Annotated in this window: 14 protein-coding genes and 1 pseudogene; all 15 read right to left on the bottom strand. The window is 67.4% G+C overall.

Annotation, left to right across the window (positions count from 1 at the left end):
* A partial coding sequence (locus tag O0J15_RS13055) for a methyl-accepting chemotaxis protein (protein WP_308305770.1) occupies positions 1 to 2,042 on the bottom strand: 2,042 nt, incomplete at its 3' end.
* Between the two features lie 101 nt (positions 2,043 to 2,143).
* Positions 2,144 to 2,527 carry a hypothetical protein gene (locus tag O0J15_RS13050; RefSeq protein ID WP_308305769.1) on the bottom strand — a complete coding sequence of 128 codons (384 nt, stop codon included), beginning with the start codon at positions 2,525 to 2,527 and terminating at the stop codon, positions 2,144 to 2,146.
* 136 nt (positions 2,528 to 2,663) lie between these two features.
* Positions 2,664 to 3,191 (bottom strand): chemotaxis protein CheW, encoded by a 528-nt coding sequence (locus O0J15_RS13045; RefSeq protein ID WP_308305768.1) that lies wholly within the window; start codon positions 3,189 to 3,191, stop codon positions 2,664 to 2,666.
* Positions 3,091 to 3,870, bottom strand: coding sequence for a flagellar brake protein (locus tag O0J15_RS13040; RefSeq protein WP_308305767.1), 780 nt, complete (start codon positions 3,868 to 3,870; stop codon positions 3,091 to 3,093). The genes O0J15_RS13045 and O0J15_RS13040 overlap by 101 nt, the downstream gene beginning before the upstream one ends.
* Before the next feature lie 158 nt (positions 3,871 to 4,028).
* On the bottom strand, positions 4,029 to 6,278 hold the full coding sequence (locus tag O0J15_RS13035; RefSeq protein WP_308305766.1) for a methyl-accepting chemotaxis protein: 2,250 nt from the start codon (positions 6,276 to 6,278) through the stop codon (positions 4,029 to 4,031).
* Between the two features lie 386 nt (positions 6,279 to 6,664).
* On the bottom strand, positions 6,665 to 8,653 hold the full coding sequence (locus O0J15_RS13030; RefSeq protein WP_171953137.1) for a chemotaxis protein CheA: 1,989 nt from the start codon (positions 8,651 to 8,653) through the stop codon (positions 6,665 to 6,667).
* A 45-nt stretch (positions 8,654 to 8,698) separates the two neighbouring features.
* The gene (locus O0J15_RS13025) at positions 8,699 to 9,064 is read right to left on the bottom strand and encodes a response regulator (RefSeq protein ID WP_005409521.1); all 366 of its coding nucleotides are present in this window, start codon (positions 9,062 to 9,064) and stop codon (positions 8,699 to 8,701) included.
* The gene (locus O0J15_RS13020; protein ID WP_019659587.1) at positions 9,061 to 9,369 is read right to left on the bottom strand and encodes a lipid asymmetry maintenance protein MlaB; all 309 of its coding nucleotides are present in this window, start codon (positions 9,367 to 9,369) and stop codon (positions 9,061 to 9,063) included. The genes O0J15_RS13025 and O0J15_RS13020 overlap by 4 nt, the downstream gene beginning before the upstream one ends.
* A 112-nt stretch (positions 9,370 to 9,481) precedes the next feature.
* The gene (locus tag O0J15_RS13015) at positions 9,482 to 10,699 is read right to left on the bottom strand and encodes a chemotaxis protein CheW (RefSeq protein ID WP_308305765.1); all 1,218 of its coding nucleotides are present in this window, start codon (positions 10,697 to 10,699) and stop codon (positions 9,482 to 9,484) included.
* A complete protein-coding gene (locus tag O0J15_RS13010) occupies positions 10,696 to 11,478 on the bottom strand; it encodes a ParA family protein (RefSeq protein ID WP_019659589.1) in 783 nt (260 codons plus the stop codon). The genes O0J15_RS13015 and O0J15_RS13010 overlap by 4 nt, the downstream gene beginning before the upstream one ends.
* 175 nt (positions 11,479 to 11,653) lie before the next feature.
* Positions 11,654 to 12,499, bottom strand: a pseudogene (gene motD / locus O0J15_RS13005) (flagellar motor protein MotD); the annotation flags it as partial.
* A 1-nt stretch (position 12,500) separates the two neighbouring features.
* Positions 12,501 to 13,241 carry a flagellar motor protein gene (locus O0J15_RS13000; RefSeq protein WP_010482457.1) on the bottom strand — a complete coding sequence of 247 codons (741 nt, stop codon included), beginning with the start codon at positions 13,239 to 13,241 and terminating at the stop codon, positions 12,501 to 12,503.
* A 103-nt stretch (positions 13,242 to 13,344) separates the two neighbouring features.
* Complete coding sequence (locus tag O0J15_RS12995) at positions 13,345 to 15,177, bottom strand: chemotaxis protein CheA (protein ID WP_049397374.1); 1,833 nt, start codon at positions 15,175 to 15,177, stop codon at positions 13,345 to 13,347.
* Positions 15,178 to 15,179: 2 nt separating this feature from the next.
* The gene (locus O0J15_RS12990) at positions 15,180 to 15,785 is read right to left on the bottom strand and encodes a protein phosphatase CheZ (protein WP_019659591.1); all 606 of its coding nucleotides are present in this window, start codon (positions 15,783 to 15,785) and stop codon (positions 15,180 to 15,182) included.
* Positions 15,785 to 16,177, bottom strand: coding sequence for a chemotaxis response regulator CheY (gene cheY / locus O0J15_RS12985; RefSeq protein WP_019659592.1), 393 nt, complete (start codon positions 16,175 to 16,177; stop codon positions 15,785 to 15,787). The genes O0J15_RS12990 and cheY overlap by 1 nt, the downstream gene beginning before the upstream one ends.
* Between the last annotated feature and the right edge of the window lie 55 nt (positions 16,178 to 16,232).

The raw sequence follows: 16,232 nt of genomic DNA, 5'->3' as shown, positions 1-16,232 counted from the left end.
ATCTCGGCCATGATGTCGGTCACGCGCTGCACCGAGGCGACGATCTCGCCCATGGTGGCGCCAGCCTTGTGCACCAGCGCCGAGCCGTCGTTGACCTTGCCGACCGAATCATCGATCAGGCCCTTGATCTCCTTGGCGGCAGCGGCCGAGCGCTGGGCGAGGGTACGCACTTCGCTGGCAACCACGGCGAAGCCACGGCCCTGTTCGCCGGCACGGGCGGCTTCCACCGCGGCGTTCAGTGCCAGGATGTTGGTCTGGAACGCGATGCCGTCGATGACGCTGATGATCTCGGCGATTTTCTTCGACGAGGCTTCGATGGCCGACATGGTGGTAACCACCTGGCCGACCACCTCACCGCCCTGCGAGGCGACGCCATGGGCGCCGATGGCGAGCTGGTTGGCCTGGCGGGCGTGTTCGGCGTTCTGGCGCACGGTGGAGGTCAGTTCCTCCATCGAGGCGGCGGTTTCCTCCAGGTTGGCGGCCTGCTGTTCGGTACGGCGCGACAGATCGCTGTTGCCCGAGGCGATCTCGCCGGCGGCCGAGCTGATCGCGCGGCTGGACTGCTTGATGCGGGTGACGATCTCGCTCAGCTGCGCGGCTGTGGCGTTGGCATCGTCGCGCATACGGGCGAACACACCCTGGTAGTCGCCATGCATGCGCACGGTCAGGTCACCCTGCGACAGTGCGGCGAGCAGGCCGGAGATCTGTTCGATGCTGCCGGCGTTGGCGTCCAGCAGGCCGTTGATCTGCTGGGCCAGCTGCAGGAAGAAGCCTTCCTTGTCGGTGGCGTCAATGCGGCCAGACAGGTCGCCGGCGGCGGCCTGGGCGATCACGCGGGCCACTTCCGCTTCAACCTGCGCTTCCTGGGTACGGTCGCGCCATTCCACCACGTAGCCGACAGTGTCACCGTCCTCATTGCGGATGGTCGAGACGACCTGAGCAAACTGGGCGTCGCCATACTGCATCGGGCGGCGGGCGACACCGTGCGCCTTCAGGTTGCCCAGCAGGGTCTGGTCCATTTCGCCACGGTGCTCAAGCACGGTGACCGGCTTGCCGATCAGCGAGGCCTGGGCATCGAAGTCCGGCAGGTCGCGGCGCACGTCGTCCTGGTACTGGCTCAGGGTCTGCTGCAGGGCGCGATTGGTGTAAACGATGGTGTTGCTGGTATCAGTCAGGTACACGCCGGTGGAGCTGTAATCCAGCGCGGTGCGGATGCGCAGGTTCTCGCGGGCGACCGCCTGGTCGGTCTCGATGCGTTCGCGCAGGTCGCGCTGCATGCGCTGCATGGCCTGCATCAGTTCGCCTACCTCGTCCTGGCGGCTGACGTCGATATGGCCATCGAGCTTGCCACCGGCGACGTCGTTGGCGACCGAGACGGCGCCGCGCACGCTGCCGACCAGTGCGCGGGCGAACAGCCAGACCAGCACCAGGCCGAGCGCGGCGCCACCCAGCAGGGCGATCACGGTCAGCACGGCCGAGGCGGAATAGGTGGACGCGGCCTGTTCGCGCGAGGCGCGGGCCAGGCGGTTGTCTTCGGCGATCAGCGCTTCCAGTGCCGAGGCGGCCTTGCGGTGCTTGGTGCGGGTTTCGCCGACGAAGGTATCGATGGCATCGTCCGGCAGGTCCAGTTCCAGCATCTCGGTGACACTGTCATAGGAGGCCAGGGCGTCCTTCCACTCCTTGGCGAAGGTGTCGAACAGCTTCTTCTGCTGCGCGTTGTCGACCAGCTTCGGGTACTCCTTGATCGACTTGTCCATGCTCGCGCGCAGCTCGACGCCCTGCTTGCGCGCATCGGACTTGACGTCGTCGCTGGCCCGGATCAGTTGCTGGTAGGCGGCATTGCGGTATTCGCCCAGCATGCCGCGCATCTCGCCGGCGAGGCGGATGCTCTCCATGCGTGAACCGGCCAGCTCGGTGGTGACGTTGTTCAGCGAATGCAGGCCGCGATAGGCGACGATGCCCTGCAACAGCATCACCAGCAGGAGGACGCCGAAAGTCAGCAGCAGCTTCGGCATCAGTTTCAGGTTGTTGATCCACGGCATGGGCGTTGCGAGCTCCTAAGGCAGACGCGCCCGGGCATCGGGCCCGGTTGCAGCAGAAACCACGCCGGCACCAGCACCGGCGTGGTCCGACGGACAGCGGATTACTTGATGTTGGCCAGCTTCAGGCTAGCGGGCGAGCTGACTTCGATTTCCGCGCGCGAGGCGTCGCGCTGGATCTTGCCGATCACGCAGACGGTCTTGCCTTCCAGGGTTTCCAGCGGGAAGGAGAACTTGCTGCGGTTCTCGCCGGCGATGCGGGCCGAGAAGGTATGGCGCGGGAAGGCGCCGCCCATGTAAAGGAAGGTCGGCTGGCCTTCGGAACCTTCTGCGTAGCGGGCCTTCTCGACCTTGCCGCAGACCATGCCGTCCTTGCCGACCGAGCGCGGTGCCAGTTCCGGCGGGATCATGTCGGCCGACTGGGCGAACGCGGAGGAAGCGGTGGTGGCCAGGACAGCGGCCGAAACGAACGCAAGCAGGGACTTCATCGAGGTATATCTCCGGGGATGGTGATGGTCGTTCCGGTTCCGCGCGCTCCTGCGCGACCGGCTTCTGTCCCCCTATCGGCACTGCCGGGGAGAACTGAAGGGTTTTGTAGCCGGAACGTGAAGCAGGTCCGCTCGGTCAGGCAGCAGCGTCTTCGGCAAGGGCGTTCTGCCCCATGTCGGCGCTGTCGAGCAGCGTCTCGATGTCCAGCAGGATCAGCATGCGGTCGTCGTGGGTGCCGATGCCGGAGATGAAGCGGGTGTCGACGGCAGCACCGAATTCCGGGGTCGGACGGATCTGCTCGGCCGACAGCGGGATGACGTCCGAAACGCTGTCGACCACGATGCCGACCACGCGGTCTTCGACGTTCAGCACGATCATCACGGTGAAGGCGTCGTAGCGGGCATTGTCCAGGCGCAGCTTCAGGCGCAGGTCGATGACCGGCACGATGGTGCCGCGCAGGTTGATCACGCCCTTGATGTAGTCCGGTGCATCCGGCACCCGGGTGACGGCGTCGTAGCCGCGGATTTCCTGCACCTTGAGGATGTCCACGCCGTAGTGCTCGTCACCAAGGGTGAAGCTGAGGAATTCGCCACCGGCGCTGGCGGTCGATGCGGAAGATGTAGCGCTGGATGGCGCTGTCGGCGCCGCGCGGCAGGGTGTCAAAGCGCATGCCTACCCGCTTGATCTCGATCCCGTTGGGTTGGCGCTGCGGCAACAGGTTGCAGACAACCAGCCCGATCTCCAGGTCCGGACCGTCGGGCAACGACAGCACCGCCGGGTAGCGCTTCTGCAGGCTGAACACTGCGCAATCGGTTGGCACGGCGACCGCCAGGCCGCCGCCACTGATGTCCACCACCCGCATCGACAGGGCGTCGGCGCGGCTCTCGCCGGCGGGGATCAGCAGTTGGGGCGAATCGGTGACGGGGGTTTCCAGCCGGTACATCTCACGGCGTTGCAGATGCACCAGTTCGTCCGGAAGGGGGGCGCGGAAGGCAACGTGCCCATCGTTGTCCACGCGCTCCAGCGCGTGCAGGCGGAACCGCACGAGGACACGCTCGAGCTGGGCGAAGCACAGCAGATGGTCGGCCTGTTCGGCGGCACGGTTGGAAGCCTCCTGCAGGCTGCCATCGAGCAGCAGGTAGTCTTCATCCTCTTCGAGTTCGAGCAGTGCGGTCGGGAACGACCGGTCGCGGCCGTCGATATGGGCATTGATCAGTGATCGCTGGTCGATCAGCGAGCGCAGCAGCTGGCGCAACTGGCGCGGGTTGCGGACCAGGAAACGTTCGTCGGCGGCATCAGCCGCGTGGACATCATGCACTGCAGTGTCGTTGCCGTCGGACATGGAATCTACGGTCAGGGGCGGGCGCCAGCACGCGTTGGCGCGAGGCTCGATGGGGATATCGGCCTCTGCACCGGATTATGAAGTGGGATTTGCATCACTTTCCATGCGTAAGGGGCCAGACCCCTCTCCCGAGGGAGAAGGGTCCGACCCTGGCGACATCAGAACTCCTGCCAGTCGCCGTCTGCAGCCAGCGCCGACTGGGCTGTCGCGGTGCGCAGCGTACGTGCCGGGGCCGCCTTCACGGCCGGTGCGGCAGCTGCGACCTGGCGCGGTACCGGCGCCGCCAGCGGACGCGCCGGAATGGCCGTCGTGCCCTGCGATGCCAGCCGGAAGCGGGCCACGGCTTCGCCCAGCTGCACGGCCTGGTCTTCCATCGCACGCGCGGCGGCGGTGGCTTCCTCCACCAGCGCAGCGTTCTGCTGGGTGGTTTCGTCCATCTGCACCACGGTCTGGTTGACCTGCTCGATGCCGGCGCTCTGCTCCTGCGATGCGGCGGAGATCTCGGCCATGATGTCGGTCACGCGCTGCACCGAGGCGACGATCTCGCCCATCGTGCTGCCGGCCTGGTGCACCAGACTGGAGCCTTCGGCGACCTTGCCCACCGAGTCGTCGATCAGGCCCTTGATTTCCTTGGCGGCGGCGGCCGAGCGCTGGGCGAGGGTACGCACTTCGCTGGCAACCACGGCGAAGCCACGGCCCTGTTCGCCGGCACGGGCGGCTTCCACCGCGGCGTTCAGTGCCAGGATGTTGGTCTGGAACGCGATGCCGTCGATGACGCTGATGATCTCGGCGATTTTCTTCGACGAGGCTTCGATGGCCGACATGGTGGTAACCACCTGGCCCACCACCTCACCGCCCTGCGAGGCGACGCCATGGGCGCCGATGGCGAGCTGGTTGGCCTGGCGGGCGTGTTCGGCGTTCTGGCGCACGGTGGAGGTCAGTTCCTCCATCGAGGCGGCAGTCTCTTCCAGGTTGGCGGCCTGCTGCTCGGTACGGCGCGACAGGTCGCTGTTGCCGGACGCGATCTCGCCAGCGGCGAGGGTGATGCTGGAGGCACTGGCCTGGATCTGGCTGACGATCTGGGTCAGCTGTGCGACGGTGGTGTTGGCGTCGTCGCGCATGCGCGCGAACACGCCGTTGAACTGGCCGTCCATGCGTGCGGTCAGGTCGCCGGCGGCGATCGACTGCAGCAGCTGCGAGAGCTGGCCGAGGTTGCCGTCGGCCACCTGCATCATGCTGTTGAGCTGCTCGATCATCACGCGGAAATCGTGATCGAAGCGCTGCGCGTCACCGCGCTGGCTGAAGTCGCCCGCAGCGGCGGCCGAGGCCAGGTGCTGGATCTGCGTGTTGATGGCCAGCAGGCTGGCCTTGGCGGCGTCCATCGATTCGTGCAGGATCGCGCGGCTGCCTGGCAGGCGGCGGGCGTCCGGAGCAAGGTTGCCGATGGCGTACTGGTTGAGCACTTCAATGGCATCGACGATCGCATCGAGGTGTTCGAAGATCACCGTGTTGATGCCGCTGGCCAGCTGGCCGTAGACGCCCGGGAAGTCTTCCGGAATACGGTGGCTGATGTCCGGGCCGGCATGCATCTGTGCCATCAGCTGCGTCTGCTCGCTGAAACGGCGCAGCATTGCGGTCATTTCGGCCGTGGCCGTAAGCATCCTGCCGGCTTCGTCCCTGCTGGTGGCCTGGGTGCTGACGCTGAGATCGCCGCGGGCGACCGCCTGGATGGCATGCACGGCCTTGCCCAGCGGGCCGGTGACCGCGCGCGAGATGACGATGGCCAGCGCGGCGGCCACCAGCGACAGCAGGATGATGCAGCCGATGATGGCGATCATGCTGTTGCGATGGGTGGCGTTGGCGTCGGCGATCTTGCCGTCCATCTGCCCGGCGATATGGGCGCCCAGTGCCTTCATCGCAGCGAACAGGTCGCGGCGCGCCGGGCGTGACTGCTCGTCGGAGATCTGCCGCGCCAGGACGCCGTCACCGGCGGTGACGGCGTCGCGCATCGCCTTGTTGGCGGCGAAGTAGCGATCCAGTTGCGCGCTGGCTGCGCGATACAGTTCACGCTCCTTGTCCAGCGCCGGCAGCGCCGCGTACGCCGCCAGTTCGTCATGTACGGCCTTGGCGGTGTCGTCCATGCGCTTGTTGTAGTCGGCCACCTTTTCCGGCTGGTCGAGCATGCTCAGCTGGGCCAGTTCGTAGGTGCGGAACTCCCCGAGCTGCGAGCGCGCCTCGCCCAGGTGCTGGACCGAGGGGATATCGTTGCCAGCCATGTCGCGTAGCTGCGCGTTGGCTTCGCTCAGTCGCAGCAGGGCGAACCCGCCGAGGATCAGGGTCATCAACGTGGTGAGGGTGAACCCCACAGCCAGCTTGCGGGCGATGGGCAGATCTTGGAACCACTTCATGCAGGGTGCTCCAGGTGGGCAGAGTGCCGGCGTCTGTGCGCCGGTTTGGGGGTGGTTGCAGAGCGAACGGTGGTTCCCGGTGGGGTTCGGTGACGGCCGTCAATGCGAAATAGCGGCGCAGTCTCGATGGACTTTATGGACGCAGATCACATTCGGATGCGTAGGGAGGGCAGCACGGAAGCGTTGCAGCGACGCGGTTTTCGATTGGATGAAGTGGTTGCGACAGCAACTAGCGTGCCGACGGAGTTCACGATTTGGTTTCGGGGTGCCGTCCCGCAGTCAGATTCCGTTCCTGCGGAAGGGAATCTGACCCCACTGGCAGGGCGAACACAAAAGAAAACCGCCGCCCCGAGGGGCGGCGGTCCATGGTTCGCATGCAGCGTGGATCAGGCCGCCTGCGGCATCCGCAGCGAGCGCACCAACCCACCGATGTCGACGATCAGCGCGACCCGGCCGTCGCCGAGGATGGTGGCGCCGGATACTCCGCCGATGCGGCGGTAGTTGTTCTCGATGTTCTTCACCACGACCTGCTGCTGGCCGACCAGTTCGTCCACCTCCAGCGCAATCTTCTGGCCATCACCTTCGACCACCACCACCAGCGATTCGCTGCCGGGTGCGCGGTTGCCGTAGCCGTAGTACTCGCTCAGCGAGAGGATCGGCAGGTACTCGCCACGCACGCGCAGCACGCGGCCCTCGCCGGCCATGCTGCGGATGTCCTCGGCCTGCGGCTGCAGCGCCTCCAGCACGTACGCCAGGGGCAGGATCAGGGTTTCGCCGGCCACTGCTACGGTCATGCCGTCGAGGATGGCCAGGGTCAGCGGCAGGCGGATCAGCGTGCGGGTGCCGGTACCGAGGCTGCTTTCGATCTGCACCTCGCCGCCCAGTGCCTGGATGTTGCGGCGGACCACGTCCATGCCGACACCACGCCCGGACAGGTCGGTGACCGCATCGGCCGTGGAGAAGCCTGGCTGGAAGATCAGGTCCCAGACCTGCGAATCGGTCGGGTTGTCCGGCACGGCCAGGCCGCGTTCGTGAGCCTTGGCCAGGATCTTGGCGCGGTCCAGGCCACGGCCATCGTCGCTGACTTCGATGACGATATGGCCGCCCTGATGCGAGGCCGCCAGGGTGATCGTGCCGGTCTCGTCCTTGCCTGCACCGCGGCGCACGTCGGGCATTTCCAGGCCGTGGTCGATCGAGTTGCGCACCAGGTGCACCAGCGGATCGGCGATCTTCTCGATCAGGCCCTTGTCCAGCTCGGTACCTTCGCCGACGGTGCGCAGGCGCACCTGCTTGCCGAGACGGCTGGACAGGTCGCGGACCAGGCGCGGGAAACGGCGGAACACCGCATCGACCGGCAGCATGCGCACGCCGATTACCGCTTCCTGCAGGTCGCGGGTGTTGCGTTCAAGCTGGTCCAGGCCGGCGAACAGGCTTTCGGCGTGGACCGGGTCCAGTGCGTGCGAGACCTGCTTGAGCATGGCCTGGGTGATGACCAGTTCGCCGACCAGGTTGATCAGCGCATCGACCTTGTCGACGCTGACGCGGATCGAGGTTTCCGCTTCCTGGTTGGCGCCGCCACTGGCGGCTGGCGCGGCAGGTGCCGACGGCGCCGCTGCCACCGGAGCGGGGGCAGCTGCGGCCGGGGCCTGGGTGGCCAGGCTTGGCGGCGCGGCCGGACGGATGTCCAGTTCGCAGTCGTCCAGCACCCAGGCGAAGGTGTCTTCGATCTTGCTGCGCGGCACCTTGCCGACCAGGCCCAGATCCCACGCCAGGTGGGCCTCCAGCGGGTCGAGCTGGGCGAAGCCGGGCAGGCGTTCCATGCGCGCGGCGACCTGCAGCGAGCCGAGGTGTTCCAGCTCGCGGATGATGCGCAGCGGGTCGTTGCCGCTCATGAACAGCGACGGCGCCGGAGTGAATCCGATCTGCCAGGCTTCGGGGGTATCGTCCACCTTGGCCGCTGTCGCGACCGGAGCGCTCGATGCGGCCTGGCCGGAGAGAACGGCTTCCAGGCGCGCCTTCACTGCGGCGACAGCGGCGGGGTCGGCAGCCTGGCCGTGTTCGGCTTCGCGCAGCAGGGCGCGAAGCACGTCCACCGAAGACAGCATGGCGTCGACGGCATGGCCTTCCAGCGCCCGCTTGCCGGCACGCAGCTCATCGAGCAGCGTTTCCAGCACGTGGGTCAGGCCGGCGATGGCATCGAAGCCGAAGGTGCCGGCGCCGCCCTTGATCGAGTGGGCGGCGCGGAATACCGAATTGATGATCTCCGCGTCCTGCTGCCCCGATTCCAGGGCCAGCAGGCCAGCCTCCATCGCGTCGAGGCCTTCGCGGCTCTCCTCGAAGAAGGTGGCGTGGAAGCGTTGCAGGTCCATGCTCATGGCAGTGGCGGTCCGGAAGCGAAGAAGGGGAGCGGTGCGGGGCGATCAGCCCAGCACTTTCTGCACGGTGGCGACCAGCTGTTCGGGATTGAACGGCTTGACCAGCCAGCCGGTGGCACCGGCGGCCTTGCCTTCGGACTTCTTGTCGGCGGCCGATTCGGTGGTCAGCATCAGCAGCGGGGTGAACTTGTAGTCCGGCAGCTGGCGCAGTTCGCGGATCAGCGCGATGCCGTCCATGTTCGGCATGTTGACGTCGGTGACCACCGCGTTGAAGCGCTGGCCCTTGGCGCGACCGAGCGCGACCGCGCCGTCTTCGGCTTCTTCGACGGCAAAACCGGCCGAGGTGAGGGCGAAGGAAACCATCTGGCGCATCGACGCCGAATCGTCCACCACCAAGATACGTGCGCTCATGCAGCGTTCTCCACAGATTTCAGGTTGTCATGGGTTGCGTCCAGGCCCAGGGCCTGGGTGACGCCCAGCAGGCGCGCGGCGTCACGGAAGGTTGCGGTGCAACCGTGGAAGCCGGTGCCCAGGCCGGCCTCGCGGCGGGCCTGCACGAATGCACACAGCACCTGCACGGCGGCCGTGTGGATGCGGGCGACCTGGCTTGCATCCAGGGTCAGCTCGCCTGCCTGCGCCACCAGCGGGGCGAGGCGGTTCTTGAGCTCGGTGCTGCTCTCGATGCCGAGATCCCCACCCAGTTCGACAGTGCTCATCGTTGCTCCGGACAAACGGTTCCGTGATCCATAACGGCACCCCGGCAGGGTTCTTTAGGGGAATCGACGCGGTGCGTCCCCGACAGGCACCGCGTCGGCGCAAAGCGCCGACTCAACTCAACAGCCGTGTGGCGTCGAGCAGGATCATCGGACGCTGGCTGACCCGGGCGACGCCACGGAACAGGTCGTTGGAAATCTGGCAGATGCGCGCGGTATCAGGCGGCTCGATCTGCGAGTCGGTAAGGTTGGCGACATCTTCCACCGCCGACACGCGCAGGCCGATGGTTTCGCCGTCTTCCTCCAGCACCACGATGCGGGTCTGCGAATCGTCTTCGGCAGCGGCCGCACCCAGGTGCAGGCCGAGATCCATCACCGGTACCACCTGGCCCCGAAGGTTCATGATGCCGAGCATCGCTGGTGCGGTGCCGCGCAATGGCAGCAGGGGAACTGGCAGCACCACTTCCTGCACCTTCAGCAGTTCCAGCGCATAAGCCTGGGTGCCGCAACGCAGGCGCAGCCAGCGCGAGGTGCGCTCGCCGGCGCGGCGGTTCTGCGGATGCGGGCTGCTGGCGGGCTGGAGAGCCTGTGCCTGCAGTTCCTGCCAGGTGCCGGGACGGTTGGTGGCCGGGGCATCCACGGCAACGCGGGGCGGCGGCGCGACGGCAGCGGGCGCAGCCGGGGCAGGCGCGGGTGCAGGGCGCGGCGCCGGGGGCGCTACCACGGCCGGGGGCGGCGTGGGGACATCCGCGCCGCCGGCAGCGGCCTCGAACGCTGCCTGCAGGCCGGGGCTGTCAGTGTGGGCGAGGTGATGGCTGTCGGCCGCGTCGGTCTCGTAGATCACTTCGTCGGGCAGGTCGTCCCAGGTGGGCTCCGGGCCGGCCTTGGCCGGGGCCGTCTCGTGGATCACCTCGTCAGGCAGATCATCCCAGGTCGGTTCCCGCTCGGGAGCGGCGACCGGCATTGCGGCGGCCTCGAAGGCGGCCTCCAGTGTTGCGTCGTCCTCTGCCGGTGCAACGGCAACAGTCTCCGTTTCGTAGATCACCTCGGCAGGCAGATCGTCCCAGGTGGGTTCGCGCCCGGCCGTTGCGGCGGCCTCGAAGGCGGCTTCGAGCGCGGCGTTGTCCGCGGCAGGCGCCGCGGCGACGGTGTCGGTTTCGTAGATCACCTCGGCCGGCAGGTCATCCCAGGTCGGCTCATGGTCCGGTTGCGATATGCTGGCCGGGGCCGGGGCCGGGGCGACGCTGTCAGGCGTTGGAAGCACGACGGCCGGAGCGATCGCTTCGCCCAGCAGTTCGTCCAGATAGTCGTCCAGTACGGCGGTGCTGTTCATGCGGCCTGCTCCAGGGCGCGGGCATCCTCACCGAGGATCCAGTTCAGTGCGCGGCGATAGGCGGCCAGGCCGCGGCCCGGGTACTCCTCACCAACGCTGGGCAGGGTCAGGCCTGCGGCATTGCTGATGCGGGTGTCGATCGGAATGGCGTCTTCCCACACGCGGGTGCCATGGCGATCCTGCATGGTGCGCAGCGACTCGTTGCCGGCGCGGGTGCGGCGGTCGAACAGGGTCGGCAGGATCGAGATCGGCAGCGGGCGGCGGCGCGAGCGCTCGACCATCTCGCCGGTGCGGACCATGCCGTCCAGGCCATGCAGGGCCAGCGGCTCGGCCTGGGTGGGGATGATCAGGCGGTCGGCAGCGGCCAGCGCGTTGATCATCAACAGGCCAAGGGTGGGGGCACAGTCCAGCAGGATGTAGTCGTGCTGGCCCTGGTGGCGCGCCAGTGCGTTCTGCAGGGCCAGGCCGAGGCCGGGCTGGTTGGCGCTGCGGCGCTCCAGCGTGGCCAGCGCCGACTGCGCGCAGACATAGTCCAGGCCTTGGATGCTGCTGGCATGGCACAGGCTGGAAAGATCGGCCGGCGGAGCGCCGAACAGTTCCAGCACGCCGGCCGGCGGCGGATCGACCGGTACGCCGAAGGCGCGGCTGAGCGAGGCGTGCGGATCGAGATCGATCAGCAGCACGCGATGGCCCAGCGCGGCCAGGCCGCGGCCGAGGGCGAGGGTGGTGGTGGTCTTGCCGACTCCGCCCTTCTGGTTGGCGATTGCCCAGATGCGCATCGGTTTACTCCTTCATTGCCGGGGGAACGGCGGCGCCGACGCGGCTGCCAGCCGGCACCGGCGGCAACTTCACCGGTGCGATGGGGGAGGTGGGGGCGCTGGCCGGAGTTGCGGCGGCTTGTTCGGTGGTGCTGTTGTCGACGGCGCCGGTGGCCGCATTGAGGCGCTGGCCGAGCGGATCCACCGAATGCGAGGTGTCGGCCAGGATGATGACCATCACCCGGCGGTTGCGGTTGCGCCCCTGCGCGCTGTCGTTCTCTTCGCGCGGACGAAACTGGCCATAGCCGACCATCGCCAGCCGCGACGGCTGCAGGCCCTGGTCGGCGAACAGATGCACCACGCTGGCGGCGCGTCCGGCCGACAGTTCCCAGTTCGAAGGGAAGGTGGCGGTGGCGATCGGCACGTTGTCGGTGTGGCCTTCCACGCGCACGCTGTTGGGCACGTCACGCAGCACCTCGGCGAGGCTGGCCAGCGTCTGCCGTGCATGCACGTCCAGCGCGGCCGAGCCGGTGGGGAACAGGATGTCGCTGTTGATCTCCACTTCAATCCACAACTCGGTGCGGCGCACGCTGATCATGCCGCGGTCGATCAGCGGCGCCAATGCAGCGGTGAGGCGGTCGGCGATGCTGTTGAGCTGGCGCTCGGCACGGGCGATCTGTTCCTGGTTGTGCACGGAGACCGGCATGCGCATCTGCGAGGCCATCGACGGCAGCAGGGTCGGGTCGTGCGACGGCGCCGGCGCGGAGGGGCCGATCTTGGTGCCGGACTTGATCACCGAAGGGCTGTCCCAGCCGCCACCCTGCACCTGCTTGTTCCCCACCTGCACCGGGTTGATGGTGCGCGGTGCGCCACCGAAGGCATCGGTGAGCGCGTCGGCCATGATCCGGTACTTGCCCTCGTTGACCGAGGAGATCGCGTACATGACCACGAAGAAGGCGAGCAGCAGCGTCATCAGGTCGGCATAGGGGATCGCCCATGCTTCATGGTTGGCGTGCTCTTCGTGGTGCTTGCGGCGGGCCATGTCAGTGCAGGAAGCCGGAAAGGTTGGTTTCGATGTTGCGCGGGTTCTCGCCCTGGGCGATCGAGATCAGCCCTTCAATGACCATTTCGCGGTCGCGGGTGTTGTGCGAGATCACACTCTTGAGCTTGGCAGCCACCGGCAGGAACAGCAGGTTGGCCGAGGCGATGCCGTAGATGGTGGCGGTGAACGCGGCGGCGATGCCGTGGCCGAGCTTGCTCGGGTCGGCCAGGTTCTTCATCACCGCGATCAGGCCGAGCACGGCGCCGATGATGCCGAGGGTCGGGGCGTAGATGCCCATCGCTTCGAAGACCTTGGCGCCGGCCTGGTCCTGGTGTTCCTGGCTGCCCAGTTCGATTTCCAGCATGTGCCGCATCGATTCGGGCTCGACGCCGTCCACCAGAAGCTGCAGGCCCTTGCGCAGGAACGGGTCCTGCTGCGCTTCCACCTGCGATTCCAGACCCAGCAGGCCCTGGCGGCGGGCGATGTTGCTCCACTCGACGATCTGCTGGATCAGTTCGCGGCGATCACTGTGTGGCGGGCGTACGACCCAGCGCACGATCTTGAACGCATGCTTGAACACCGCCGGCGAGGTATGCAGCAGGATCGCGGCGACGGTGCCGACGATGACGATCACGAACGCCGCAGGCGACCACAACGACGCCAGGCCGGCGCCCTTGAGGATGCTGCCGCCGACCAGCGAGGCCAGGGCGAGAAAGAGTCCAATGAGGCTGAGTCTATCCATGGTTCCGGTATCGGCGTGTATGAATGGGACTTGAGACACCGGTAGATCGCGTACAGACGGTAGTCACAGTTTTTCGGGTCGCCGGGCATGGCCCTGGCGGGGTTCAACGCAGCCCGTCCACGTCCAGGATCAGGGCCATGCGACCATCGCCGATCAAGGTTGCACCGGCATAACCGCGCAGGCCGCGCAGGGCTTTTGGCAGTGGCTTGATGACCACTTCCTCACGCCCGCGCACCTGGTCCACGACCAGCCCGAAGCGGGCTTCGCCGGCCTGCAGCACCACGATGGTCAGCAGGGTTGACGCGGCCGGTGTCACATCCAGCCACTGGCGCAGGTCGACCAGCGGCAGGGTGTGCGAGCGGCGATCAAGCACGGCGCGGCCATCGAACCAGCCCAGCGAGGTGCGCGGCGCGTGCAGCACTTCCATCACGCGTGCCAGCGGTAGCGCGTAGACGTCCTCGCCGGCCTGCACCAGCAGGGTCGGCAGGATCGCCAGGGTGAGCGGCACGCGGATCAGGAAGCGGCTGCCACGACCCAGTTCCGACTGGATCTGGATCTGGCCGCTCAGTTCGCGGATGCGCGACTGCACCACGTCCATGCCTACGCCACGGCCGGAGATATCGGTGACCTGCTGCTTGGTCGAGAAGCCCGGCAGGAACACCAGGTGCAGGCACTCCTCGCTGCTCAGGCGGGCAGCGGCTTCTGGATCGATCAGGCCTTTCTCACGCGCCTTCGCGCGCAGCTTCTCCGGGTCGATGCCGGCACCATCGTCCTGCACCTCGATGCTGACGTAATCGCCTTCCTGCTGGGCCGACAGGCGCACATGGCCCATCCGCGGCTTGCCCTGCGCCTCGCGCAGGTCGGGCATTTCCACGCCATGGTCGATGGCGTTGCGGACCAGGTGCACCAGCGGGTCGGCCAGGGCCTCGACCAGGTTGCGGTCGAGCTCGGTCTCGGCACCGATCAGCTCCAGGTCCACTTCCTTCTTCAGCGAGCGGGCAACGTCGCGGGCGACCTTGGGGAACCGCGAGAACACCTTGCCCACCGGCTGCATGCGGGTGCGCATCACCGCCGATTGCAGGCGCGCGGTGGCGATATCCAGCGTCGACACGGCGCGGTCCAGCTCTTCATCGCGCAGGCGTGCACGCAGGGTCTTGAGCCGATTGCGCGACAGCACCAGTTCGCCGATCAGGTTGACGATCGCGTCCAGGCGTTTGGTATCAACGCGCACCGTGTGTTCGGCCTCGGCCAGCGGCTTGGCCGCCGGCTTGGCCACGGGTGCCGGTGCAGCGACCGGGCGCGGCACGGGCGCCGGCGCCGGTGCCAGGACTGCAGCGGGCTTGGCACCCGGTGCGGCGCCACCGTGCAACTGGTCGAGCAGGGCTTCGAACTCGTCCTCGCTGATCAGGCCGTCGTCGGCTTTTTTTGCCGGCGCGATCGCAGTCGGAGCATTGCCACCGTGCAGCTGGTCGAGCAGCGCCTCGAATTCGTCGTCGGTGATCAGGTCGCTGCCCCCCGCGGCGGGTGCTGCGGCGGCGGCGGGCGCAGCCACGGCACCCCCGTGCACGTCGAACTGGGCGATCAGGTCCGGCGGCGCATAGCCCGGCTCGGTGCCGGACGACACGGCGTCCAGCATCGACTGCAGGTAATCCAGTGATTGCTGGGCCGCGTCGAAGTGGTGGGCCTGCAGCACGGCCTGGCCGGCGCGCGCCGCGCCCAGCGCCTCCTCAGCGGCGTGGCACAGCTCGACCATGGCAGTGACGCCGAGGAAGCCGGCGCCGCCCTTGAGCGTGTGGTAGCCGCGGAACACCGCATTGAGCTGGTCGCTGTCCTGCGGTGCCTGCTCCAGCGACACCAGCTGTTCGCCGAGGCGGTCCAGGATCTCCTGCGCCTCGATGATGAAATCGGCAGTGATGTCGTCGGATACCGCGCTCATGCTTACAGCCCCAGATCCGACAACAGGTCGTCGGCGTCGTTCTGCGAGACCGCGTGGCGGTCCAGTCCCTTCAGTGCCGGCCCGGCCAGTGCCGGGTCGGTGCGATGCTGTTCCGGCGGCAGGCCGAGTGCGCCGAAGCCCTCGTGCACGCGGCGGACGATGCCGACCACGCGACGGATGATCTGCCCGGTCAGGTCCTGGTAGCTCTGGGTCAGGGCGATCTCGGTCAGGTTGTGGCGGATGCGCTCGAGCTGCGCGTCCTGGCCTGGCTGCAGGCCTTCGGCACGCAGCTGTTCGGTCAGGCTGCGGCATTCCTCGGCCAGGTCCAGAGTGCGGTGGGTGGCCTGTTCGGTCATCGCCACCACGTGGTCCAGGCGCGCGCAGGCGTCATCCAGTTCACCGGCCTCGCTGGGCACGGTCGGCAGTTCACCCAGCGCCTGTCCCAGCTCGCGGGCCAGCCGCGACAGGCCGCTCATCATCGGCTGCGTGCGCAGCGCGACCAGTCCGTCGATGCGTTGCCGCCAGGCAGCTTCGTCACCGGACTCCAGTGCGTCCAGGGCTTCCTGCAGGCGCAGGGCGAGGGCGTTCTTGTCGACCGTGGTATCCATCAGGCGCTGGCCGCCAGGCGTTCAAAGATCTTGCCGAGCTTTTCTTCCAGCGTCTGCGCGGTGAAGGGCTTGATGATGTAGCCGTTCACGCCGTTCTGGGCGGCTTCGATGATCTGTTCGCGCTTGGCTTCGGCAGTGACCATCAGCACTGGCAGGGTCTTCAGCTTGGCATCGGCGCGGATCGCCTTGAGCAGCTCGATGCCGGTCATCACCGGCATGTTCCAGTCGGTGACGACGAAATCGAACGACTGGCTCTGCAGCAGCGACAGCGCGGCATGCCCGTCCTCGGCTTCGGCGGTATTGGTGAAGCCAAGATCGCCCAGCAGGTTCTTGACGATGCGACGCATGGTCGAGAAGTCGTCGACGATCAGGATGCGCATGTTCTTGTTCAAAGCAGAGTTCCTTTGTTGTTCATTCCGGGTGGCCGGGGGCAGCCGCCTCGGGCAT

Source organism: Stenotrophomonas sp. Sm10 (assembly GCF_030985515.1).
GTDB classification, from domain to species: Bacteria; Pseudomonadota; Gammaproteobacteria; order Xanthomonadales; family Xanthomonadaceae; genus Stenotrophomonas; species Stenotrophomonas hibiscicola.
The sequence above is the reverse complement of the archived record's forward strand: the minus strand, read 5'-3'. Positions and strand labels throughout refer to the sequence as shown.

Coding starts and splice junctions, on each gene's coding strand:
- O0J15_RS13015 (WP_308305765.1), bottom strand. CDS start 10,699: ATGAACAGCACCGCCGTACTGGACGACTATCTGGACGAACTGCTGGGC.
- O0J15_RS13020 (WP_019659587.1), bottom strand. CDS start 9,369: ATGAGCACTGTCGAACTGGGTGGGGATCTCGGCATCGAGAGCAGCACC.
- O0J15_RS13040 (WP_308305767.1), bottom strand. CDS start 3,870: ATGTCCGACGGCAACGACACTGCAGTGCATGATGTCCACGCGGCTGAT.
- O0J15_RS13035 (WP_308305766.1), bottom strand. CDS start 6,278: ATGAAGTGGTTCCAAGATCTGCCCATCGCCCGCAAGCTGGCTGTGGGG.
- O0J15_RS13000 (WP_010482457.1), bottom strand. CDS start 13,241: ATGGATAGACTCAGCCTCATTGGACTCTTTCTCGCCCTGGCCTCGCTG.
- O0J15_RS13030 (WP_171953137.1), bottom strand. CDS start 8,653: ATGAGCATGGACCTGCAACGCTTCCACGCCACCTTCTTCGAGGAGAGC.
- O0J15_RS13025 (WP_005409521.1), bottom strand. CDS start 9,064: ATGAGCGCACGTATCTTGGTGGTGGACGATTCGGCGTCGATGCGCCAG.
- O0J15_RS13050 (WP_308305769.1), bottom strand. CDS start 2,527: ATGAAGTCCCTGCTTGCGTTCGTTTCGGCCGCTGTCCTGGCCACCACC.
- O0J15_RS13010 (WP_019659589.1), bottom strand. CDS start 11,478: ATGCGCATCTGGGCAATCGCCAACCAGAAGGGCGGAGTCGGCAAGACC.
- O0J15_RS12990 (WP_019659591.1), bottom strand. CDS start 15,785: ATGGATACCACGGTCGACAAGAACGCCCTCGCCCTGCGCCTGCAGGAA.
- O0J15_RS12995 (WP_049397374.1), bottom strand. CDS start 15,177: ATGAGCGCGGTATCCGACGACATCACTGCCGATTTCATCATCGAGGCG.